Raw genomic sequence first — 19,668 nt, 5'->3', positions numbered from 1 at the left:
CCTATGGTCCGGCTCGGGGATTGTGGCTGATCGCCGCAGGTGAGTGATGATCATAGGTCGTGTGTTCGCGATTGCCGTCGCCGGAGCTTCTCTGGCCGGCTGTTCCTCGTTTTCCATGGATTCCTTCAAGCCGACGCCGCCGCCGATCCAGGTCCAGCTGGAGTCGGTGCCACCAGGGGCGGATGCCACCACCTCGGTCGGACCGGGCTGCAAGACCCCCTGCTCGGTTGCGGTCGCCGCCCCCGATTCCGGCTTTACGGTCACCTTCGCGATGCCGAGGTTCCAGCCGGTCACGGTTCCCGTTCAGTTGATCCGCGACCCCGGCGACTTCACGACGCCGGCCTCCACCACGATCGATCCCAATCCCGTGGTCGCCGAGCTGAAGCCCGCGGGGCCGCCGCCGCGCAAAAAACCGATGCGGCCGAAGAAAAAGCCGAAGCCTGCGGCAGCCGCGCCCGCCGCCGCCTCGCCGTCCCCGAGCCCCGCCGCGCCGGCGGCGCAGCCGGCCCGCTGATCGGCACCGCACCCGAAAGCTGCGGATTGTAGCCGTTCTGCTTCGTGCCTATATCCCGGCTCTGATTGAAGATCAGAACCGGGATATAAGTCTTTCGTTTTGACGCGCTTTCTTCACGCGAACCGGTATCCACGTCGCTCGAAAGCGCTATAGAATGATGGGCGACAGACGTTGCGGCGGTTCCGCCGCACGCGGCGCGCAGGCAGGGTTTGCAAGGCAGTTTGGATGAGCGGATTGTCGACTTCTCCCGATCAGCTGTTCTCTCCGATGACCGACCCGTTCGGGCGGACCATCCGCTATCTGCGGGTCTCCGTCACCGATCGCTGCGACCTGCGCTGCTTCTATTGCATGTCCGAGGACATGACCTTCCTGCCGAAGGCCGATTTGCTGACGCTGGAAGAGCTCGACCGGCTGTGCTCGGCCTTCGTCGCCAAGGGCGTGCGCAAAATCCGTCTCACCGGCGGCGAACCGCTGGTCCGGCGCAACGTGATGTCGCTGGTGCGCTCGCTGTCGCGGCATCTTTCGAGCGGCGCGCTCGATGAGTTGACGCTGACCACCAATGGCTCGCAGCTGGCGCGCTTTGCCGGCGAGTTGCGCGACGCCGGCGTGCGCCGGATCAACGTCTCGCTGGACACGCTCGATCCCGCCAAATTTCGCGCCATCACGCGCTGGGGCGACATCGACAAGGTGCTGGCCGGCATTGAAGCTGCGCGCGCCGCGGGCCTGGCGGTGAAGATCAACGCGGTGGCGCTCAAGAACATGAACGAGGAAGAGATCCCCGCGCTGATGCAATGGGCACACGGCAAGGGCATGGCGCTGACGCTGATCGAGGTGATGCCGATGGGCGACATCGGCGAAGGCCGGATCGATCAGTACGTGCCGCTGTCATTGTTGCGCGCGCGTCTCGCCCAGCACTACACGCTTGATGACCTCGACGACGACACCGGCGGCCCTGCCCGCTATGTCCGCGTCAGCAAGACCGGAGGCAAGCTCGGCTTCATCACGCCGATGACCCATAATTTCTGCGAGTCCTGTAACCGGGTACGGATCACCTGCACCGGCACGCTGCACACCTGCCTCGGTCACGAGGATGCCTCCGATTTGCGCAAACCCTTGCGGGCATCTGCCGACAACGACCTGCTCTCCGCCGCGATCGATCGCGCCATCGGCCTGAAGCCGAAGGGCCACGACTTCATCATCGACCGCCGCCATAACCGCCCAAGCGTCAGCCGCCACATGAGCGTCACCGGCGGTTGAAATTTCAGCGTGTATTTCAGCCGTCCCGCGCAACAAAGCGCGTCCTCCCCATGTAACTGATAGCCCGCGTCAATTTGTCCATTTTCCGATTGACGCCGCTGCAACGCACTGAAATGGTGCGGCTGCTTTACGCCAGCACGGCCGGATGGGCCGCTGTTTCCCAATGGAACAGCCAAGACGGCGGAAGCGTGCGAACGGGGGAGGACTATCGTTGCAATCGCTCCAGCGAATGGGCTGCGAACCTGCGCGTTTTTCGCGCCGGAACGAAGCTGCGCGTTTGCCGCGCGGCAGCGGCTCTGCGCGCCTGACGCGGGGTGGCGACGCAATATCAATGAAGAAATCCGGCGCATGTCGATGACGTGCCCGAGGAGAACGTAATGCGTCCATTGTTGGCAATCAGTAACGGCATCGACTGGATCAACGAGCAACTGGGCGGCATCTGCAATTGGCTCGTGCTCGCCGCCTGCGTGGTCAGCGCCGCCAACGCGATGATCCGCTACGCGTTCGGCTACAGCTCCAACAGCTGGCTCGAATTGCAGTGGTACATGTTCGCCGTCTTCGTGATGTTCGGCGCCTCCTATACCTTCAAGAAGAACGAGCACGTTCGCGTCGAGCTTCTCTATCTCATGCTGTCCGAGCGCGGACAGCTCTGGCTCGACATGATCGGAACGCTGTTTTTCCTGATCCCGTCCTGCCTGCTGCTGGCCTATCTGTCGTGGCCTTTCTTCATGCAATCCTACGCCGTCAGCGAGATTTCGAGCAATGCCGGCGGCCTGGTGCGCTGGCCGATCAAGGCCGTCGTTCCCGTGGGCTTCGTTTTTCTCGCTCTGCAAGGACTCTCCGAAGTGATCAAGCGTATCGCGGCGTTGAAGGGCTATGTGATGATCGACGCCAAATACGAGAGGCCGGTGCAATGATTACGCTGGAAATGATGCCGCCGCTGATGTTCGGCGGCTTGATTCTGGCCATGCTGATCGGCTTCCCGGTGGCCTTCACGCTGGCCGCGCTCGGGCTGTCGTTCGGCTTCCTGTCGATCTATCTCGGCTTCTTCGACATGAACTTCCTGCAGGCCATTCCAGGCCGCATCTTCGGCAGCGTGCTCTCCAACGAATTGCTGCTGGCGATCCCGTTCTTCACCTTCATGGGCTCGATCCTGGAACGGTGCGGGCTTGCGGAAGACATGCTGGACTCGATGGGCCAGCTGTTCGGACCGATCCGCGGCGGCCTCGGCTATTCCGTCATCATCGTCGGCTTCATCCTCGGCGCGATCACCGGCACGGTGGCGGCGCAGGTCATCGCCATGGCGCTGATCTCGATGCCGGTGATGATGCGCTACGGCTACAACATTCGCTACATCACCGGCGTGCTCGCCGCGTCCGGCACGATCACCCAATTGGTGCCGCCCTCGCTGGTGCTGATCGTGATGGCCGACCAGCTCGGCAAGTCGGTCGGCGACATGTATCTCGGCGCCTGGGGGCCATCGATCCTCCAGATCGCCCTGTTCGCCGGCTATACGTTCATGCTCGGCCTCATCAAACCGGATCACGTCCCTCCGGTTCCGAGAGACGCGCTCACGCTGACGGGTTGGCCGCTCTGGAAGAAATGCCTGATGGGCATCATTCCCTCAGCCGTTCTGATCTTCGTGGTGCTGGGTACCATGATGCTCGGCCTCGCAACGCCGACCGAAGCCGGCGCGATGGGCGCCATCGGCGCCATCGTTCTCGCCGCGATCCACCACAAGGATCTGAGCAGCAAGGGGCACAAGATGCTCCTCATCGGCATCGCCGCCACCGGTGTCGCCGTAATCGTCGGCATGCTGCTCGGTGAAGGCAAGGTATTGAAACTCACCTTCGCGGTGGTCTATCTCGCCGTCGTCTGGCTCTGCCTCGAAGCCGTCCGTATCCCCGACCTGCGCGGCCTGATCAAGCAGGGCTACGAGTCGACGATGCGCCTCTCCACCATGGTGGTGTTCATCCTGATCGGCTCGACCTGCTTCTCGGTGGTGTTCCTCGGCGTCTCCGGCGGCGTCTGGCTCGAGCATCATCTGACCTCGATCCCCGGCGGCGTCTGGGGCTTCCTGATCTTCATCAACCTCTTCATCTTCTTCCTGGCGTTCTTCCTCGACTTCTTCGAGATCGCCTTCATCATCCTGCCGATGGTGGCGCCGATTGCGCAGAAGATATTGGCACCGGTCGTGGGCCCCGACGCTGCGCTGATCTGGTTCGGTGTCATGCTGTGCGTCAACATGCAGACGTCGTTCCTGCATCCGCCGTTCGGATTTGCGCTGTTCTATTTGCGCGGCGTCGCGCCCAAGGAAGTAAAGAGCTCCGACATCTACTGGGGTGCCCTACCCTGGATCGGCCTGCAGGCGATCATGGTGGCGATCGTGATCGCCTTCCCGATCGTGGTGACCGTGTTCCTCGACAAGCCGCTCGACGTCGATCTCAGCAAGGTCAGGATCGAAGTGCCGCAGATCGAATTGCCACCGCTTGATTTCGGGCAACCTAAACAATAGCGGCCTTCCTCCTGTCCAATGAAAAACCCCGGAGCTTTCGCTCCGGGGTTTTTGTTTTTTGGGCCTGCTGGCTTTTCTAACGCGACGCGATCAGCCCTGCGGGTTGCGCGCCATGAAGCTGTCGTAGCCGAGTTCGGCGACCTGGAACCACTGGTAGCCGTTGCTGGTGAAGCCGTTCAGCGAGTCCAGAACCTTCTTGAAGTTCGGATTGCTCGCCGACGTCTCGGCATAAATCTCCTTGGTCGCCTTCAGGCAGGCCTGCATGATCGGCGGCGAGAAGCTATGCAGCTTGGTGCCACCGGCGAGCAGCTTTTTCAGTGACGGCGGATTGAGCTGATCGTATTTCGCCATCATCCAGCTGTTGGCGGACTGCCCTGCCAGCTCGAGCACGGTTTGATAGTATTTCGGCAGCGTGTTCCACTTTTCGAGATTGACGATGCCGAGCAGCATCGGACCGCCTTCCCACCAACCGGGATAGTAATAATGCGGGGCGACCTTGTTGAAGCCGAGCTTCTCGTCGTCATAGGGGCCGACCCATTCCGCCGCGTCGATCGTGCCTTTTTCGAGCGCGGGATAGATGTCGCCGCCGGCCAGTTGCTGCGGCACGACGCCCAGTTTCTGCATGACGCGGCCGGCAAAGCCGCCGATGCGCATCTTCAGTCCCTTCAGGTCGTCGACGGTGTTGATCTCCTTGCGGAACCAGCCGCCCATCTGGCAGCCGGTATTGCCGGCCAGAAACGACGTGACGTTATAGCTCTTGTAGAACTCGTTCAGCAGCTCCCTGCCGCCGCCCTGCATGTACCAGGCCTGGTTGAGGCGCTGGTTGGGTCCGAACGGCACCGCCGTGCCGAACGCAAATGTCGGGTCCTTGCCGAAGTAATAGTAGGACGCGGTATGTCCCATCTCGACGGTACCGTTCTGCACGGCATCAAGAACCTGTAGACCCGGGACGATTTCACCGCCGGCAAAGGTCTGGAGCTGGAATTTGTTGTCGGTGGCTTCGGCAACCTGCTTGGCCATCACCTCGACCCCGCCCCACAGCGTGTCGAGCGATTTCGGCCAGCTCGCCGTCAGCCGCCATTTGATTTCCGGCATCGATTGCGCGATCGCGGGCGCCGCCAGAGTTGCGGCACCTGCGGCGCCAATACCTGTGACCTTGAGAAAATCTCTTCTTTTCATGGAATCCTGCCCTTGTGGATGTGTGTCCGATAGCCTTCTTGCCGAGGCTTTGGCGGCACCATGGAACATCCGGTTCCCGATTTCCATCCCGAACTGCAGGGCGTAACGCAAAAAGCCCGGCCTCCTCGCGGAGACCGGGCCTGCTTGTGCGACTTAGGATGAGGCCCCTGGTTCTGATTACATCAGACCCAGGGGTCTGACTTTTGTTTTGACGCGTTTTCTTGACGCGAACCGGGATCCACTTCGCTCGAAAACGCTATGTATCAGCCGCGCGTGCGCGAGCGGATCATGAAGCTGTCGAAGGTGTATTCGGCAACCTGCCACCACAGATACTGGTCGGAGCGGTAGGCCTGCATCGAATCGATCGTCTTCTTGAAGTCGGCATTCTTGGCCGACAGTTCGGCCCACAGCTCGTTGGTCGCCTTCAGGCAGGCTTCCAGCACTTCGTTGGTGAAGGGACGGAGCTGGGTGCCGCCGGCGACCAGGCGCTTCAAGGCTGCCGGATTGAGCATGTCATAGCGTTCGTTCATCCAGCCGTTGGCGTGCGCCGCAGCGTTGGTGAGGATCGCCTGATAGTTCTTCGGCAGCGAATTCCACTTCTCGAGATTGGTGAAGGCGTGGACCATCGGGCCGCCTTCCCAGAAGCCGGGGTAATAATAGAACTTCGCGACCTTCTGGAAGCCGAGCTTTTCGTCGTCATACGGACCGACCCACTCGGCGGCGTCGATGGTGCCTTTTTCCAGCGCCGGGTAGATGTCTCCGCCGGCGATCTGCTGCGGCACGACGCCGACCTTCTGCAACACCTGACCGGCGATGCCGCCGATGCGGAATTTGAGGCCCGACAGATCGGCGACCGTCTTGATCTCCTTGCGGAACCAGCCGCCCATCTGGGTGCCGGTGTTGCCGCAGGGGAAACCGATCACGCCGAACTTCTTGAAGAACTCGTTGCCGAGTTCCCCACCGCCACCCTGCGACCACCAGGAGTTCTGCTGGCGTGCGTTCAGGCCGAACGGGACCGACGCATAGATCGCAAAGGTCGGATCCTTGCCGACGTAATAGTAGGAGACGGTGTGGCACATCTCGACCGTGCCGTTGGAGGTGGCGTCGAGCGCCTGCAGGCCGGGAACGACCTCGCCCGCGGCGAAGACCTGGATCTGGAACTTGTTGTCGGTCATTTCGGCGACGTATTTCGACAGCTGGTCAGCACCGCCGTAAATCGTGTCGAGCGACTTCGGGAAGCTCGACGTCAAGCGCCATTTGATTTCAGGCGAGGATTGCGCGATCGCCGGCGAGGCAACGGCGGTCGCGGCAGCACCGGCCGCTGAAACTTTCAAAAAATCACGACGCTTCATTCAGGCATCTCCTTAAAGGCGGGGCGTTTCCCAATTTCCGCGAGCGATCCTCCGGCGGGGCGAATTCCACGTCATCCGGGGCGCTCTGGCGGGGGCGCTTTAACATGGAAGTTGGCTAACGAGAACGCGACAAAGGCATGACTGCACTGATTAAACGAAAGTCTCAGGCAAGCAGAATAAGGCCCTCAGGCGGCTGCATTTGCACCCTGAAGCTGGTCGCGGACCTTGGTACCGATTTCGCGGTAGATGGCGGCGTGCGGACCGTCCGGCTCGCTCGCCACCACAGGGTTACCGGAGTCCGAGGTGGTGCGAATCGACATGTGCAGCGGGATCTCCCCCAAAAACGGCACACCCAGCCGCTCGGCCTCGTGCCGCGCCCCGCCATGACCGAAAATGTCCGACCGGGTGCCGCAATGCGGACACTGGAAATAGCTCATGTTCTCGACGATGCCGAGCACGGGCACGTTGACCTTCTTGAACATGGCAAGGCCGCGCCGCGCGTCGATCAAGGAGAGATCCTGCGGGGTCGAGATGATGACCGCCCCCTTCAGCGGCACGTTCTGCGCCAGGGTCAGTTGCGCGTCGCCGGTGCCGGGCGGCATGTCGACGACGAGAATGTCGAGCGTGCCCCATGCCACGTCGCGCAGCATCTGGGTGATCGCCGACATCACCATCGGTCCGCGCCAGATCATCGCGGTCTCTTCCTCGACCAGGAAGCCGATCGACATGATGGCAAGACCGAAGCGTTCGATCGGAATCATCTTGCGGTCGTCGTTCAGTTTCGGCTTCTCGTGAATGCCGGTCAGCCGCGGCACCGAGGGGCCGTAAATATCAGCGTCGAGCAGGCCGACGCGCAGGCCGAGATCGCGCAGGCCGAGCGCAAGATTGAGCGCCGTGGTCGACTTGCCGACGCCGCCCTTGCCGGAGGCCACCGCGATCACGGCCGCAACGCCCGGAATTTCGGCCTGCCTGGACATCGGGGACGCCGGGCTTTGCGGCGGCTTATGCGCTGACACCGGCTGCACGCCGTGCGCATGGCGGTGCGGCTGAGGTGGTGGCGGCGGTGCCGCCGCACCTGACGGCGGCGAAGGCGCCGCACCGGGCTTGCGCTCGGCGGTCAGTGCGATCATCGCCACGCTGACGCCGGGAATGGCGCGAACCGCGGCTTCGGCCTGCGCCCGCACGCTTTCCCACGCGCGGGCCTCCGCGGCGTCGACATTGATGGAAAAGAACACCTTGCCGTCAGTGGCGGTGATCGCCGACAGCACATTGGCGTTGGTCAAGGCGACGCCGCGCGGCGAGGCCACCTTGGCCAAGGCATCGAGAACCTGTTGCTGCGTTACGCTCACGGCACGTCTCCTGGAGCCCAGAGCCTTGTCCGTTCCGATTGAATCGGAACGGGGCTCTAGATTCTTGATTGACGCGTTTTCATGACGCGAACCGGGTCCACTTCGCTGGAAAACGCTCTAGTCGGTTCCGATGGGCATCAGAACCGGGGCCCTCTTAGAGCGTTGCAGCCCAAAAGGCTACCTTGCTCCGACGTCGTCCCGGCGTTCGGCCGGAGCCACGACGCCGCCCTCCTTGGCGGCCTCGTAGTTCAATTCGACCATGACGCCATTGGGATCCGTGACGAAGATCTGCCAGAGATCGCCGCCGGGAACCTGACGCGAGTCGAATTCCGTTCCTTTGGATTTGAGCCGCTGCTGCATGCCGGCAAAGCCCGTGCTGGCGAAGGCCACGTGATGGACCACGCCGGAGTCAGGCTTTTGGGGCTCGTCGGTCTTGGAAATATCGACCAGATGCACCACCGCCTTGCCCTCCGAGTACATCCACGCACCCGGGAAGGCGAAGTTCGGCCGGGCGCCCTTTTCCAGGCCCAGAATATCCTCGTAAAAACGGACCGTGTCGGCGAGATTCCGGGTCCGGATGTTGAAATGATCGAGCACGCCCACACTGACGCCCATGCGATCTCACTCCCTTTTTTTGTGAGGTTCTTATAACGCCCCTAGCCTAGCACAAAACCCGTCCCGCCAGCCAAACGAAGGCGTTGCCCTTCATGGCGCAGGGGTTATGGTGCGGCCTCCTCCCAAATGGCGTCCGGCCCTTCCGCGCCGGCCAAACCCCGGATTTAGCCCGCCAGGGCAAACGATAAGGTAGCACACATGGCTAAAGTCGCTTTTCTCGGTCTCGGCGTGATGGGTTTCCCGATGGCGGGCCATCTGGTGAAAAAAGGCGGCCACGAGGTCACCGTTTACAACCGGACCGGAGCCAAGGCGAAGGAATGGGCGGACAAGTTCGGCGGCCGCACGGCGCCGACGCCAAAGGCCGCCGCCGAAGGCCAGGACTTCGTGATGTGCTGCGTCGGCAATGACAATGATTTGCGCGCGGTCACGATCGGCGCTGACGGCGCCTTTGCCGGCATGACGAAGGGCGCGACCTTCGTCGATCACACCACCGCCTCCGCCGAAGTCGCCCGCGAGCTCGATGCCGCCGCCACCAAAGCGGGCTTCAAATTCATCGATGCGCCGGTGTCCGGCGGCCAGGCCGGCGCCGAAAACGGCGTCCTGACCGTGATGTGCGGCGGCGCCGCGGACGCCTATGCCGGCGCCGAGCCCGTGATCGCGGCCTATGCGCGGATGTGCAAGCTGCTGGGACCTGCCGGTTCCGGTCAGTTAACAAAGATGGTCAACCAGATCTGTATCGCGGGGCTGGTTCAGGGCCTCTCCGAAGGCATTCATTTCGCGAAAAAATCCGGCCTCGACGTCCAGGCCGTGATCGAGACCATCTCCGAGGGCGCCGCGCAGTCCTGGCAGATGGAGAACCGCTACAAGACCATGAACGACGGCAAGTTCGATTTCGGCTTTGCGGTCGAATGGATGCGCAAGGATCTGTCGATCTGCATCGCCGAATCCCGCCGCAACGGCGCCAATCTGCCGGTCACCGCGCTGGTCGATCAGTTCTATTCCGAAGTCGAGAAAATGGGCGGCAAGCGCTGGGACACGTCGAGCCTGCTGGCAAGGCTGCAGCGCTGAGCGAAGAGGTTAATTTAACCTCGCGTTAACGGGATTCTTTAGCTCTTTAAGTCATCGCTTAAGGATTTGGGCTCACAGATAGACAATACAAAAAGCCCGCGCGGTTCGCGGGCAGGGTTTGTGTTGTTTAATGAGTAATCCCGCAGAAAAGCCCGAGGTTGTCCAGCTTCCGGCGGACCCGCCAGTCGCCGCGCCGGTCAATACCCGGCGCGCCGCGGCGCAGCGGGTGCGCGAGGCGCGCGACCGGTTAACGTCGACCAGCGGAACCCGCCCGGCTTTCGATACCGAACTGCTCCGGCAATATGCCCAGACCCGGATGTCGGCCTCCTACGTCGTCATGCTGCTGGTGGTTGCGACGGGTGTGCTGTTCGGCCTTTGGATGCACCCGATAGCGGCTTTGGCCTGGACCTTCGGCATGCTGTGCATTCATGCCGTCATCATCCGCAATTGCCGGAGATTTCTGGCGGTGCAGCCCTCGCTCGCCGCCACGCGCAAATGGCGCACGCGATTTGTGCTGCTCGACCTGCTCTACGGCCTGTGCTGGACCGCGATCCTGATCCACCCCGCCGGCCTCGACGTCGTGTCGAACACGATGATGATGTTCCTGATGCTGCTGGTGATCGCGGTGTCGAGCATGCTGGCGGCCAGCCTGCCGATTGCGGCGCTGGCGGCCACCGCGCCGGTGACGGCCGCGATCGCGCTGAATTTCGTGCTGGGCGGCACCTTCGACACCTACGCGCTCGCCATGCTGGCGCTGGCCGCCGAAGGCTATTTCGCGCTGCTCGCCCATCGCCTGCACTCGACGACGCTGGCGACGCTGGAGGCGCGCGCCGAAAAGGATGCGCTGATCGGCGAGCTCGAGCAGGCCAAGGCGATCTCCGACGAGGCGCGGCATCGCGCCGAATCCGCCAACGTCGCCAAGTCGCGCTTCCTCGCGCAGATGAGCCACGAATTGCGCACGCCGCTGAACGCGATCCTCGGATTCTCCGAGGTGATGAAGAGCGAAATTTTTGGTGCGCACACCGTGCCGGTCTACAAGGAATATTCCGCCGACATCCATAATTCGGGCGTCCACCTGCTCAACCTCATCAACGAGATCCTCGATCTGTCGCGGATCGAGGCCGGCCGCTACGAACTCAACGAGGAAGCGGTGTCGCTGGTGCATGTCGTCGCCGACTGCCATCATCTCTTGAAACTGCGCGCCACCAGCCGCGGCATCACCATCCACGAAGTGTTCGAACAGGGCATGCCGCGGATCTGGGGCGATGAGCGCGCCACCCGTCAGATCGTGCTCAATTTGTTGTCGAACTCGATCAAGTTCACCCCGCAAGGCGGCGATATCTGGCTGAAGGTCGGCTGGACCGCGTCCGGCGGCCAGTATCTGAGCGTCAAGGACACCGGCTCCGGCATTGCCGAAGACGAAATCCCGATCGTGCTGGCGTCATTCGGCCAGGGCTCCAACTCGATCAAGTCGGCCGAACAGGGCGCGGGGCTGGGACTGCCGATCGCAAAAAGCCTGATCGACATGCATGGCGGCACCTTCACGCTGAAATCGAAGCTGCGGATCGGCACCGAAGTCATCGTCACCTTCCCGCCGGAGCGCGTGATGTCGGCGCTGGCGCCGATGGCCGAAGAGGCCCCGCCCCTGCAGCCGGAGCCCGTCATCATTGCGACCGCCGACGAGAAGCGCCGGGCGCGCCACAAGCCGATCATGAGCGCCGGAACAGGACTGTAACTGGAGCGCTTGCGCAAACCACCGAAAGCATTTCACACTCCCCGAATGAGCAAAGAAACGCCGTGTATCGCAGTCTGCATGATGGACCCCAAAACCAAACTCTGCTTCGGCTGCGGACGAACGCTGCCGGAAATCGCGCAATGGCACCGCATGGACAGCGCGGAGCGGCTGGCCGTGATGGCAGGATTGCCGGCCCGCATGGCAGAGGCCGGCCTGGCGCAGATCGCGGAGCGTCCGACGTCCAGCTGATCGATCGCAGGACTGCCCAGGGGGGCGCGCGATGAGCCGCATCCTGCTCGTCGTGATCATGCTCGCCGCCACCGCCGGCGCCGTCGTTGCTTACGGCGACCCCGAACAGATCGCACGCGCGAGCGATTCAGTCTCGCAGATGTTGCGGCGGCACAGCGTGCAGCCGGTGCCCGCGGTGCAGATCGCGCGCGGCCAGGCCGGCGAATTTGCGCTGCATGCCAAGATCAACGGCGTCAAGGCGCCGATGGTGATCGACACCGGCGCGACCTCGGTGGTGCTGACCTGGGAAACCGCGAAGGCGATCGGGCTGCCGCTCGAGATGCTCGAATACAATGTCGACGTCGAAACCGTGGGCGGGCACACCAAGGCGGCGCGGCTGACGCTCGACCGTCTCGCGGTCGGTCACCTCGTCGAGAAATCGGTCCCGGCGCTGGTGGTGCAGCGCGGGCAGATGAAAACCAACCTGCTCGGCATGAGCTTTCTGGATCGCCTGGAAAGCTGGGGCGTAAAGGCCGACCAGCTGATGCTGCACGGCTATCCCGACGTGACGGGCAGCGTCAGCCCCCCGCGCCGCCCCCGGCGCGACCGCGCGGCTGCCAACTAGCGCGATCGCATCGCGCGGCCCGCCGGCGCCTTGCGGATGGGTGGCTCGGCTGCGTGTGGGTCAATTCGGCCCGAGCGCCGAAGCGGCGACTTTCGCTGGCACCACATATTCGATCTGCACCTTCTTGCGTTCGGCATCCCTGCGGGCCTGCAGCCAGCCTGGAAACCACATCGCGATCGCCGGGAAGATCAGCACCAGCACCACGCAGAGAACCTGGATGACCATGAAGTCCGCCATGCCGCGGTAGATCAACCGCAGATTCCATTCCCTCACGACCTGCTTGAGATAATAGGCCGACATCGCGACGGGTGGAGACAGGAACGCCGTCTGCAGCACGACCGCGACGATGCAGCCGAACCACACCATGTCGTAGCCGAGGCCCTTGGCCACCGGGGCCAGCATCGGCATGAAAATAAACACGATCGCCGGCCATTCGAACGGCCAGCCGAGCAGGAATATCAGCGTCAGCAGCAGCGTCATGGTGCCCCAGGCCGGCAGCGGCGAGGCAAGCAGGGCATTGGTCATCCAGCTGGCGGTGCCGAGCCAGGCGAACACCGCACCGAACACGTTGGAAGCGACGGCGAGCAGCAGCACCATGCTGGTGGTCGCCATCGTGCTGTAGCAGGCCTGCAGCAAACCGCTCCACGTGAATTTGCCGTAGAGAATGACCAGAAGGATGGCGCCGAGCGCGCCGAGTGCCGCCGCCTCCGCCGCCGTCGTGATGCCGGCCAGGATCGCACCCAGCGTGACGATGGTCAGCACCGTCACCGGAACGAGGCCGACCAGGCACTCCCACAGCACGATCTTCATCGATTCCGGCCGCTCGTCGAGCGGCACCGGCGGACCGAGCTTCGGATTGAAATGACAGCGGATCAGCGTGTAGGCGATGAACATGCCGGACAGCAGGAAGCCCGGGCCGAACGCAGCCGCATACAAATCGATGATCGAGATATCGAGCACGGGCGCCATCACGACCAGCATCACCGACGGCGGAATCAGGATGCCAAGCGTGCCGCCAGCCGCGATCGCACCCGCCGACATGCGCACGTCGTAGCCGGAGCGGATCATCATCGGCCCGGCCATGATGCCGAGCAGCGCCACCGTCGCGCCCACGGTTCCGGCAGCGATGCCGAACAGCGTCGCGGTAACGATGACGACGACGTAAAGCGCGCCCTTCAGCGGCGCAAACAGATCGCGGAACGCCCTGAACAGTCGCTCCATCAACCCGGCCTGATCGCAGATGAAGCCCATCAGGATGAACATGGGCACCGCGACCAGTTCGTCCTGCTTCATGATGCCGATGGTCTGCAGGTAGGCGAGGCTGAGCACCCGCGGCCCCATGCCGATGTAGCCGAACACACCGGCGAGAAACAGCAACGTAAAACTGATCGGCAGACCGATGAAGATCGCCCCCAGCATCACCAGCAGCATGAACAGGCCAAGCAGCTCGAGTCCGGTCATATCTCGATCTTTTCCTTGTGCTCGAACTCGCGCCCGAACTGGATCTGATACCAGCACTTCAGTACTTCGGAGACGCCCTGAACCATCAGAAGGACCGCCGCCAGCGGGATGGTGGCCCGGAACGGCCACATGATCACGCGCCACACGCTTTCCTGCGACCTCTCGCCAGTGTCCCAGGAATGCAATGCGGCGTCGTAGCTGACCACCATGAAGGTGATCATGACCGGGTAGAACAGCAGGATGTAGGAGATCATGTCGATGATCCCCTTGGTGCGGTACGAAAAATTCTCCCAGTAGATATCGGTTCGAACGTGCGCGCCCTTGTAGAGCGCGTATCCGCAGGCGAGCATGAAGGCCGCGCCGTTGGCCATGAAGCTCGACTCGTAAACCCAGGCGGTCGGGGCATTGAACCCGTAACGCATCACGACCTCGTAGGTGATCGTCACCACGAGGAACAGCATCGTCAGGGAGATGAGTTTGCCGGTGACGTCCGAGAACCGGTCAATGGCCCGAATGATCGTGTAGAAGGCGCGTGGAAACTCACTTCCCACGCCAGCAGGATACGAGGCTCCGCCGTCTGTCGACATCATGATCCCCCTTGGAAAGCAACTGGCGCTTGTCAATGACGCCAGTTGCGCGCGCGAAAGCGGATCACTTCTTCTGCAGATAGACCTTGTCCTTCCAGTAGTACTCGCCGGCGAAATTATAAGGCGGGAACCAGGAAAGCTTGAACGGGACGATCTTCTCGGCGTAGGCCTTCTGACTGTCCATCGCCTTCTTGTAGAAGGGGTTCTTGGCGGCGTACTCGGCCTGGATCTTCTCCCACTCGTCGAGGAAGTTCTTCAGGACATCATCCGGCGTGCGATGCAACTGGACGCCCATCTTGAGGAGGTCCTGGCAGGCCTGCGCGGTCTCGCGGTTGAAGGAGAAATTGCGCTGCGTCGTGGCGTAAACGCTGGCAACCTTGATGATCTCCTGCAGATCCGGCGTCAGCTTCTTCCAGACATCGCCGTTGATCATCAACTGGCCACCGGTGACGGGCTCGTGCATGCCAGGGGTGTAGTAGTGCTTTGCGACCTGGTGCAGACCGAGCTTCTTGTCTTCCTCGCAGTTGATCCATTCAGCGCCTTCGATCACGCCGCGCTCCATCGCCGGGACGATCTCGCCGCCCGGTATGGTGACGACCGACACGCCAAGCCGGCCGTAGGTCTCCGCGCCGATGCCGTAGATGCGATACTTCATCCCCTTGAGATCGGCGAGGCTGTTGATCTCTTTCTTGAACCAGCCCATGCCTTGCGGATAATCGGTCGGAATCGGGAAGCCCACGACGTTGAGCTTGAGGACGTCGCGGTAGAATTCTTCCAGCAGGGCCATGCCGCCGCCGTCGTAGTACCAGGCCCAGTAGTCGCTTCCGTCCATGCCGAACAGCGGACCGTGCGACATCGGAATCGTCGCCGTGTTGCGGCCGAGGATGTAGCCGAACGGCGCCATTCCAACGTCGAGAACGTTCTTCGACGTTGCGTCGAAGACCTCGAACGGGGGAACGATGGCGCCGGCCGGGAGCGTTTCAATCTTGAGGCGGCCAGCCGTCATCTTTTCGACGGTCTCGGCCCACAATTTGAAGATGAGGTGGAAGTTCGACGACGCGGGGTGGGTCGATTGCCCTTTTAATACAAGGGGCTTGGGCGCCGGGGTCTGAGCCTGGGCTGGCTCTGCAAAGGTGGCGGCGAGTCCGAGGGCAGCAGCCACGACAATAGACGTGTACCTGAGCATTCTCACTCCTCCCTTTTGGCAGCAATTTCTCCTTGGTTGATGTTTTTTTGATCTTGTGAGCTGAAGTTACGGACGGGATGATTGCGCTGTCAAGGCGATATCTGTCGGACCGGCAAGTGAGCCGGTGAAAGATGGAGTGGCCAGGCTCGTGAAAGCGAGACAGCTAATTGAAGAAATTGCCGGCAGCACCAACGCTGCCATCAGCCTGGGTCGCGCGCCAGAAGCGTTGCCGTCAGGCCGCGATCGAAGACGCCACGCTGATATCAACCAGCGCAATCGCATCGCACAATACGTTGGCGCCGGCGCCTTGCCTGACGCCGTTTTCGGCGAGATGGCGGCGGAAGGCGCGCGCCCCCGGCACGCCGTGAAACGCACCGACGAAATGCCGCGTCATCGAATGCAGCCGCGTGCCCTGCCCGAGCTGGTTTTCGATGTAGGGCATCATAGCCTCAAACACATCCTTCATGGTCGCATGCGGCGCCGCCTCGCCGAATAACTCCGGATCGACCTTGAGCAATCGCCACGGCTCCTGATAGGCCGCCCGCCCCAGCATCACGCCATCGACATGGGCAAGATGCGCCTTCGCCTCGGCGAGGCTGCCGATCCCGCCATTGATGATAACGGGCACCTCGGGCAGCGCGGCCTTCAGCCGGTAGACTCTGTCGTAATCGAGCGGCGGAATGTCGCGGTTTTCCTTCGGCGACAAGCCGTTGAGCCAGGCCTTGCGGGCGTGCACGACCAGCGCATCGGCGCCCGCGGCAACGACGCCGCGCGCCAGCACGTCCAGCGCCACTTCCGGATCCTGGTCGTCGATGCCGATGCGGCATTTGACCGTGACGGGAATGTTCACCGCGCGCTTCATCGCCGCAACGCCGTCGGCAACCAGCGCCGGCTCCGCCATCAGGCAGGCGCCGAAGCGGCCGTCCTTCACCCGGTCCGACGGACAGCCGACGTTGAGGTTGATCTCGTCATAGCCGAAATCCTCGCCGATCTTGGCAGCGGTAGCGAGATCGCGCGGATCGGAGCCGCCAAGCTGCAGCGCAACGGGGTGCTCGCTCTGGTCGAAGCCGAGCAGCCGCGTTCGGTCGCCATGGATGATGGCGCCGGTCGTCAGCATCTCCGTGTAAAGCCGCGCCCGCCGCGTCATCAGACGGTGGAATACGCGGCAATGCCGGTCGGTCCAATCCATCATGGGGGCGACGGAAAAGCGGTGGTCTAACATGTTGCTTTCATTGAATTTTACGACACAAATCCGTCCAGCCGTTTCCTGGGCCGACCAATGATCGGAGCGATAGACCTAAAGCATTTTCCTTTCTTTTCAACTGGTTGAACCATTCTGGCTTCTTCACGTAATTTCGCCTATGTCGACTTTTACCTGAGCCGGTACTGCATTGCTGTACTGGCTGAGCGCATGCAGTACTGCGTTGCTACACCCTAATCACGACGACCTCGATCACTTCGATTCCGCTGGCATCGAGTAACCGATCACAACGCCGATCAAAGTCAGAAGCAAAATAGCGCTGCGCTTTGCCGGTGCCTAGGCCCGCGATACTCCGATCGTAGTTTCGGCGATCGCAGCGTAAGAGAACTTGAGCACGGCGGACTAATGCCGCGGTGATGCTGCAAGTTGGCGGTGGTAGCTTCAAATCGAAGGCACGCAATACCCCTAGAAGCGCAAGAAGGACGGCGAAAACAGGCCGCAAGATTTCTTGATGGGGATGTCAGATCCGCACTTGACGATCTCGCCAGACCATTCAGATCAGGCTTGAGGTGCCACGGCTGATCACCTCACCTGCGCCCTTCTCTCCGACGATCTTTCCATTTTCTGCAACCACCCGCCCACGGGCGATGGTCGTGACCGGCCAGCCGGTTACCTCAAACCCTTCCCACGGCGTGTAGTCCGAACCGTGGTGTAGATCGGACTGTTGGATCGTTTTCTTCAGCTTCGGATCCCACAAGACGATGTCGGCGTCGAAGCCCACGCCGATCGAACCCTTGCGGGGGTAGAGGCCATAAATTCGCGCGTGATTGGTGGAGGTCAGCTCGACGAATTTTTGGAGACTGATCCGTCCCTTCGACACCCCCTCCGAAAAAAAGATCGGCAGCCGCGTTTCCACTCCGGGGATTCCGTTTGGTACCCAGCGAAACGATGTACGCGAATTCGGCGTCAGCTTGCCCATCGGATCGTCATAGCGAAATGGGCAATGATCGGATGAAAAGGTCTGAAAGACGCCGCCGGTGATACCTTCCCAGATTGCTTCCTGACTTTCCTTGTCGCGCGGCGGCGGCGAGCACACATATTTCGCACCACTCATATCCATGTTGAGGCCCTTCATATCATCAGCGGTTAGCGTGATGTATTGTGGACAGGTCTCCGCATGCACGGGCAAGCCCCGCTGCTGAGCCCAACGCACCTGCTCCATCGCCTCCCTGCCCGACACGTGAACGATCATGATCGGAACACCGACAATTTCGGCATGGCTGATCGCACGGTGCGTCGCTTCTCGCTCGACGATTTGGGGCCGCGATGTTCCGTGAAAATACGGCGCGATATGCCCTTCGCGTTCCAGTTTTTCGGTCAGGTGGCGGATGGCGTCGTACCCTTCACAATGCACCATCACGAGCGCCTGCTCGCGGCGGGCCACCTCAAAAACCTCGAGCAACTGCTTGTCGCTTAGAACCAGGTCGTCATAGGTCATGAAGACCTTAAAGGACGTGTAGCCGTCCTTGACGAGCGCCGGCAGTTCCTGACCGAGAACGACCGCCGTCGGGTCGGATATGATCAGATGAAACGATGTATCGATGTAGCACTCGCCTTCGGCGAGTTTTCGGTATTCCTCGACGCAGGCGCGTAGCGATGAGCCTTTGATCTGCAATGCGAACGGCAGGATCGTGGTATTGCCGCCGGCCGCGGCGGCGCGCGTGGCCGAGGCAAAATCATCGGCCATCACGACATCAGGCCCTGACGGCTGCGAAATATGGACGTGGCTGTCGATGCCGCCGGGCAATGCCAGCAGGCCCGTTGCATCGATCTCCCGCGAAGCGCCCTCGATGCGGTCGGCGATGCTCACGATGCAGCCATCGCGAATACCGATATCGGCCCGGAATTCGTCGCTGGCCGTTACGATCGTGCCGCCGCGAACGGCGAGGTCAAATTGGACCACGTGGAATGCCTCCGGTCGCTTCTAGGAAAGTGGGGACTGAAAGATCCGCCCCCAACCTGACAGTATTCTCGGGTCTGCACGCGCAAGCAACAATGTTTGCCACAACGTGACCGCGACGGAGTCGAGGATCAAGACATTCAGTTCGCGCTCCAGGGGCGCGGTCACGGTTGCGCTATCCATGTTAGTGCAGAGGACCACGACAGCCTCGCACCCCTCTGCGGCAACGGCACGGATCATTTCGGTGATTTCCGCAGGAGTTACCTCTCCGAACGAGAAATTATCGCGCAGGCCGAGATGGCGTTCCGCATGACAGGCAATGCCTGCGCCCGCCCAGACCTCGCCGATTCGTAGTTGCACGTCATCCGTATAGGGCGTCACGAAGCCGATGCGTTGCGCGCCACTCAACCGCACCGCATCGATGCAGGCCAGCGTCGACGTCGTGGCAGGCCTTCCGGTGCGCGCACTGATCGCTTCACACAGGCTCCGGTCGCGCTCGATTCCCAGCCAGCTGGCCGAAGTGCCGTTCCAGGCCATGGCATCGACCTTGGCGTCGGCAAGCAAATCCGCCGCCGGCAAGATATTGGATAGATCGAACTGATCGAGCGCCTGGGCATCAAGCGCGATCTCGGTCACCCGGAAACGGGAGAAGTGCGCGCTGATCCCGTGAGCTCTGGCGAGCATGGCGCAGGTCACCGGCTCAAGCACCGAATTCGACGATGGCGTGAGCATCCCAAGGCGCGTTCGCATTGCATTCATCACAGGACCACGTTTCGGCTGGCCAATATTTGCGGCGCAACGACGCCAACGTTCAATCATCCTTCCCTACGCCAGCC

The 19,668-nt window shown here is 62.0% G+C and carries 18 protein-coding genes; 8 read left to right on the top strand and 10 right to left on the bottom strand.

The genetic code is table 11. The features are described from left to right. Window positions 1-46: 46 nt before the first annotated feature. The 4 genes from JQ629_RS18100 to JQ629_RS18085 all read left to right on the top strand — a co-directional run bounded on the left by JQ629_RS18100 (window position 47) and on the right by JQ629_RS18085 (window position 4,286). Window positions 47-514 carry a hypothetical protein gene (locus JQ629_RS18100; RefSeq protein ID WP_212413810.1) on the top strand — a complete coding sequence of 156 codons (468 nt, stop codon included), beginning with the start codon at window positions 47-49 and terminating at the stop codon, window positions 512-514. Between the two features lie 225 nt (window positions 515-739). Continuing rightward, window positions 740-1,771: a GTP 3',8-cyclase MoaA gene (gene moaA / locus JQ629_RS18095; RefSeq protein ID WP_212413809.1), complete on the top strand. Its 1,032-nt coding sequence runs from the start codon at window positions 740-742 to the stop codon at window positions 1,769-1,771. 377 nt (window positions 1,772-2,148) lie between these two features. Further along, window positions 2,149-2,688: a TRAP transporter small permease subunit gene (locus tag JQ629_RS18090; RefSeq protein WP_212269448.1), complete on the top strand. Its 540-nt coding sequence runs from the start codon at window positions 2,149-2,151 to the stop codon at window positions 2,686-2,688. Continuing rightward, window positions 2,685-4,286 carry a TRAP transporter large permease gene (locus JQ629_RS18085; protein ID WP_212413808.1) on the top strand — a complete coding sequence of 534 codons (1,602 nt, stop codon included), beginning with the start codon at window positions 2,685-2,687 and terminating at the stop codon, window positions 4,284-4,286. Before JQ629_RS18090 ends, JQ629_RS18085 begins: the two co-directional genes overlap by 4 nt. A 90-nt stretch (window positions 4,287-4,376) precedes the next feature. Here the strand turns inward: JQ629_RS18085 and JQ629_RS18080 are convergent, their stop codons facing one another. From JQ629_RS18080 to JQ629_RS18065, 4 genes are all read right to left on the bottom strand, one after another. Further along, window positions 4,377-5,465, bottom strand: a complete 1,089-nt coding sequence (locus JQ629_RS18080) for a TRAP transporter substrate-binding protein (RefSeq protein ID WP_212413807.1) — start codon at window positions 5,463-5,465, stop codon at window positions 4,377-4,379. A gap of 263 nt (window positions 5,466-5,728) precedes the next feature. After that, window positions 5,729-6,817: a TRAP transporter substrate-binding protein gene (locus tag JQ629_RS18075; RefSeq protein WP_192734707.1), complete on the bottom strand. Its 1,089-nt coding sequence runs from the start codon at window positions 6,815-6,817 to the stop codon at window positions 5,729-5,731. Window positions 6,818-7,002: 185 nt separating this feature from the next. Further along, window positions 7,003-8,166: an Mrp/NBP35 family ATP-binding protein gene (locus JQ629_RS18070; RefSeq protein WP_212413806.1), complete on the bottom strand. Its 1,164-nt coding sequence runs from the start codon at window positions 8,164-8,166 to the stop codon at window positions 7,003-7,005. Between the two features lie 177 nt (window positions 8,167-8,343). Next, a complete protein-coding gene (locus JQ629_RS18065; protein WP_209836065.1) occupies window positions 8,344-8,781 on the bottom strand; it encodes a VOC family protein in 438 nt (145 codons plus the stop codon). A 198-nt stretch (window positions 8,782-8,979) separates the two neighbouring features. Here JQ629_RS18065 and JQ629_RS18060 point away from each other — a divergent pair, with 198 nt between their 5' ends. The 4 genes from JQ629_RS18060 to JQ629_RS18045 all read left to right on the top strand — a co-directional run bounded on the left by JQ629_RS18060 (window position 8,980) and on the right by JQ629_RS18045 (window position 12,437). Next, a complete protein-coding gene (locus tag JQ629_RS18060; protein WP_212413805.1) occupies window positions 8,980-9,849 on the top strand; it encodes an NAD(P)-dependent oxidoreductase in 870 nt (289 codons plus the stop codon). A gap of 130 nt (window positions 9,850-9,979) precedes the next feature. Continuing rightward, window positions 9,980-11,584, top strand: coding sequence for a sensor histidine kinase (locus JQ629_RS18055; protein WP_212269442.1), 1,605 nt, complete (start codon window positions 9,980-9,982; stop codon window positions 11,582-11,584). A 45-nt stretch (window positions 11,585-11,629) separates the two neighbouring features. Further along, the gene (locus JQ629_RS18050; protein ID WP_212031756.1) at window positions 11,630-11,833 is read left to right on the top strand and encodes a DUF1289 domain-containing protein; all 204 of its coding nucleotides are present in this window, start codon (window positions 11,630-11,632) and stop codon (window positions 11,831-11,833) included. Window positions 11,834-11,864: 31 nt separating this feature from the next. Next, on the top strand, window positions 11,865-12,437 hold the full coding sequence (locus tag JQ629_RS18045; RefSeq protein ID WP_212413804.1) for a TIGR02281 family clan AA aspartic protease: 573 nt from the start codon (window positions 11,865-11,867) through the stop codon (window positions 12,435-12,437). Window positions 12,438-12,497: 60 nt separating this feature from the next. Here JQ629_RS18045 and JQ629_RS18040 read toward each other — a convergent pair whose 3' ends face one another. The 6 genes from JQ629_RS18040 to JQ629_RS18015 all read right to left on the bottom strand — a co-directional run bounded on the left by JQ629_RS18040 (window position 12,498) and on the right by JQ629_RS18015 (window position 19,591). Continuing rightward, complete coding sequence (locus tag JQ629_RS18040) at window positions 12,498-13,898, bottom strand: TRAP transporter large permease (RefSeq protein WP_212413803.1); 1,401 nt, start codon at window positions 13,896-13,898, stop codon at window positions 12,498-12,500. Further along, window positions 13,895-14,485 (bottom strand): TRAP transporter small permease subunit, encoded by a 591-nt coding sequence (locus JQ629_RS18035; protein ID WP_212413802.1) that lies wholly within the window; start codon window positions 14,483-14,485, stop codon window positions 13,895-13,897. The genes JQ629_RS18040 and JQ629_RS18035 overlap by 4 nt, the downstream gene beginning before the upstream one ends. Before the next feature lie 64 nt (window positions 14,486-14,549). After that, the gene (locus JQ629_RS18030; protein WP_212413801.1) at window positions 14,550-15,671 is read right to left on the bottom strand and encodes a TRAP transporter substrate-binding protein; all 1,122 of its coding nucleotides are present in this window, start codon (window positions 15,669-15,671) and stop codon (window positions 14,550-14,552) included. Window positions 15,672-15,903: 232 nt separating this feature from the next. Then, window positions 15,904-16,893, bottom strand: coding sequence for a tRNA dihydrouridine(20/20a) synthase DusA (gene dusA / locus JQ629_RS18025; protein WP_212413800.1), 990 nt, complete (start codon window positions 16,891-16,893; stop codon window positions 15,904-15,906). A gap of 532 nt (window positions 16,894-17,425) precedes the next feature. Further along, window positions 17,426-18,835: a dihydropyrimidinase gene (gene hydA / locus JQ629_RS18020; RefSeq protein ID WP_212413799.1), complete on the bottom strand. Its 1,410-nt coding sequence runs from the start codon at window positions 18,833-18,835 to the stop codon at window positions 17,426-17,428. 21 nt (window positions 18,836-18,856) lie between these two features. Further along, the gene (locus JQ629_RS18015; RefSeq protein WP_212413837.1) at window positions 18,857-19,591 is read right to left on the bottom strand and encodes a maleate cis-trans isomerase family protein; all 735 of its coding nucleotides are present in this window, start codon (window positions 19,589-19,591) and stop codon (window positions 18,857-18,859) included. Between the last annotated feature and the right edge of the window lie 77 nt (window positions 19,592-19,668).

The sequence above is a fragment of the Bradyrhizobium sp. AUGA SZCCT0222 genome (assembly GCF_018130205.1).
Lineage (GTDB): Bacteria > Pseudomonadota > Alphaproteobacteria > Rhizobiales > Xanthobacteraceae > Bradyrhizobium.
The sequence above is the reverse complement of the archived record's forward strand: the minus strand, read 5'-3'. Positions and strand labels throughout refer to the sequence as shown.

Coding starts and splice junctions, on each gene's coding strand:
- JQ629_RS18065 (WP_209836065.1), bottom strand. CDS start 8,781: ATGGGCGTCAGTGTGGGCGTGCTCGATCATTTCAACATCCGGACCCGG.
- JQ629_RS18055 (WP_212269442.1), top strand. CDS start 9,980: ATGAGTAATCCCGCAGAAAAGCCCGAGGTTGTCCAGCTTCCGGCGGAC.
- moaA (WP_212413809.1), top strand. CDS start 740: ATGAGCGGATTGTCGACTTCTCCCGATCAGCTGTTCTCTCCGATGACC.
- JQ629_RS18060 (WP_212413805.1), top strand. CDS start 8,980: ATGGCTAAAGTCGCTTTTCTCGGTCTCGGCGTGATGGGTTTCCCGATG.
- JQ629_RS18075 (WP_192734707.1), bottom strand. CDS start 6,817: ATGAAGCGTCGTGATTTTTTGAAAGTTTCAGCGGCCGGTGCTGCCGCG.
- JQ629_RS18080 (WP_212413807.1), bottom strand. CDS start 5,465: ATGAAAAGAAGAGATTTTCTCAAGGTCACAGGTATTGGCGCCGCAGGT.
- JQ629_RS18030 (WP_212413801.1), bottom strand. CDS start 15,671: ATGCTCAGGTACACGTCTATTGTCGTGGCTGCTGCCCTCGGACTCGCC.
- JQ629_RS18085 (WP_212413808.1), top strand. CDS start 2,685: ATGATTACGCTGGAAATGATGCCGCCGCTGATGTTCGGCGGCTTGATT.
- JQ629_RS18035 (WP_212413802.1), bottom strand. CDS start 14,485: ATGTCGACAGACGGCGGAGCCTCGTATCCTGCTGGCGTGGGAAGTGAG.
- JQ629_RS18045 (WP_212413804.1), top strand. CDS start 11,865: ATGAGCCGCATCCTGCTCGTCGTGATCATGCTCGCCGCCACCGCCGGC.
- JQ629_RS18100 (WP_212413810.1), top strand. CDS start 47: ATGATCATAGGTCGTGTGTTCGCGATTGCCGTCGCCGGAGCTTCTCTG.
- JQ629_RS18090 (WP_212269448.1), top strand. CDS start 2,149: ATGCGTCCATTGTTGGCAATCAGTAACGGCATCGACTGGATCAACGAG.
- dusA (WP_212413800.1), bottom strand. CDS start 16,893: ATGTTAGACCACCGCTTTTCCGTCGCCCCCATGATGGATTGGACCGAC.
- JQ629_RS18040 (WP_212413803.1), bottom strand. CDS start 13,898: ATGACCGGACTCGAGCTGCTTGGCCTGTTCATGCTGCTGGTGATGCTG.
- JQ629_RS18015 (WP_212413837.1), bottom strand. CDS start 19,591: ATGAATGCAATGCGAACGCGCCTTGGGATGCTCACGCCATCGTCGAAT.
- JQ629_RS18050 (WP_212031756.1), top strand. CDS start 11,630: ATGAGCAAAGAAACGCCGTGTATCGCAGTCTGCATGATGGACCCCAAA.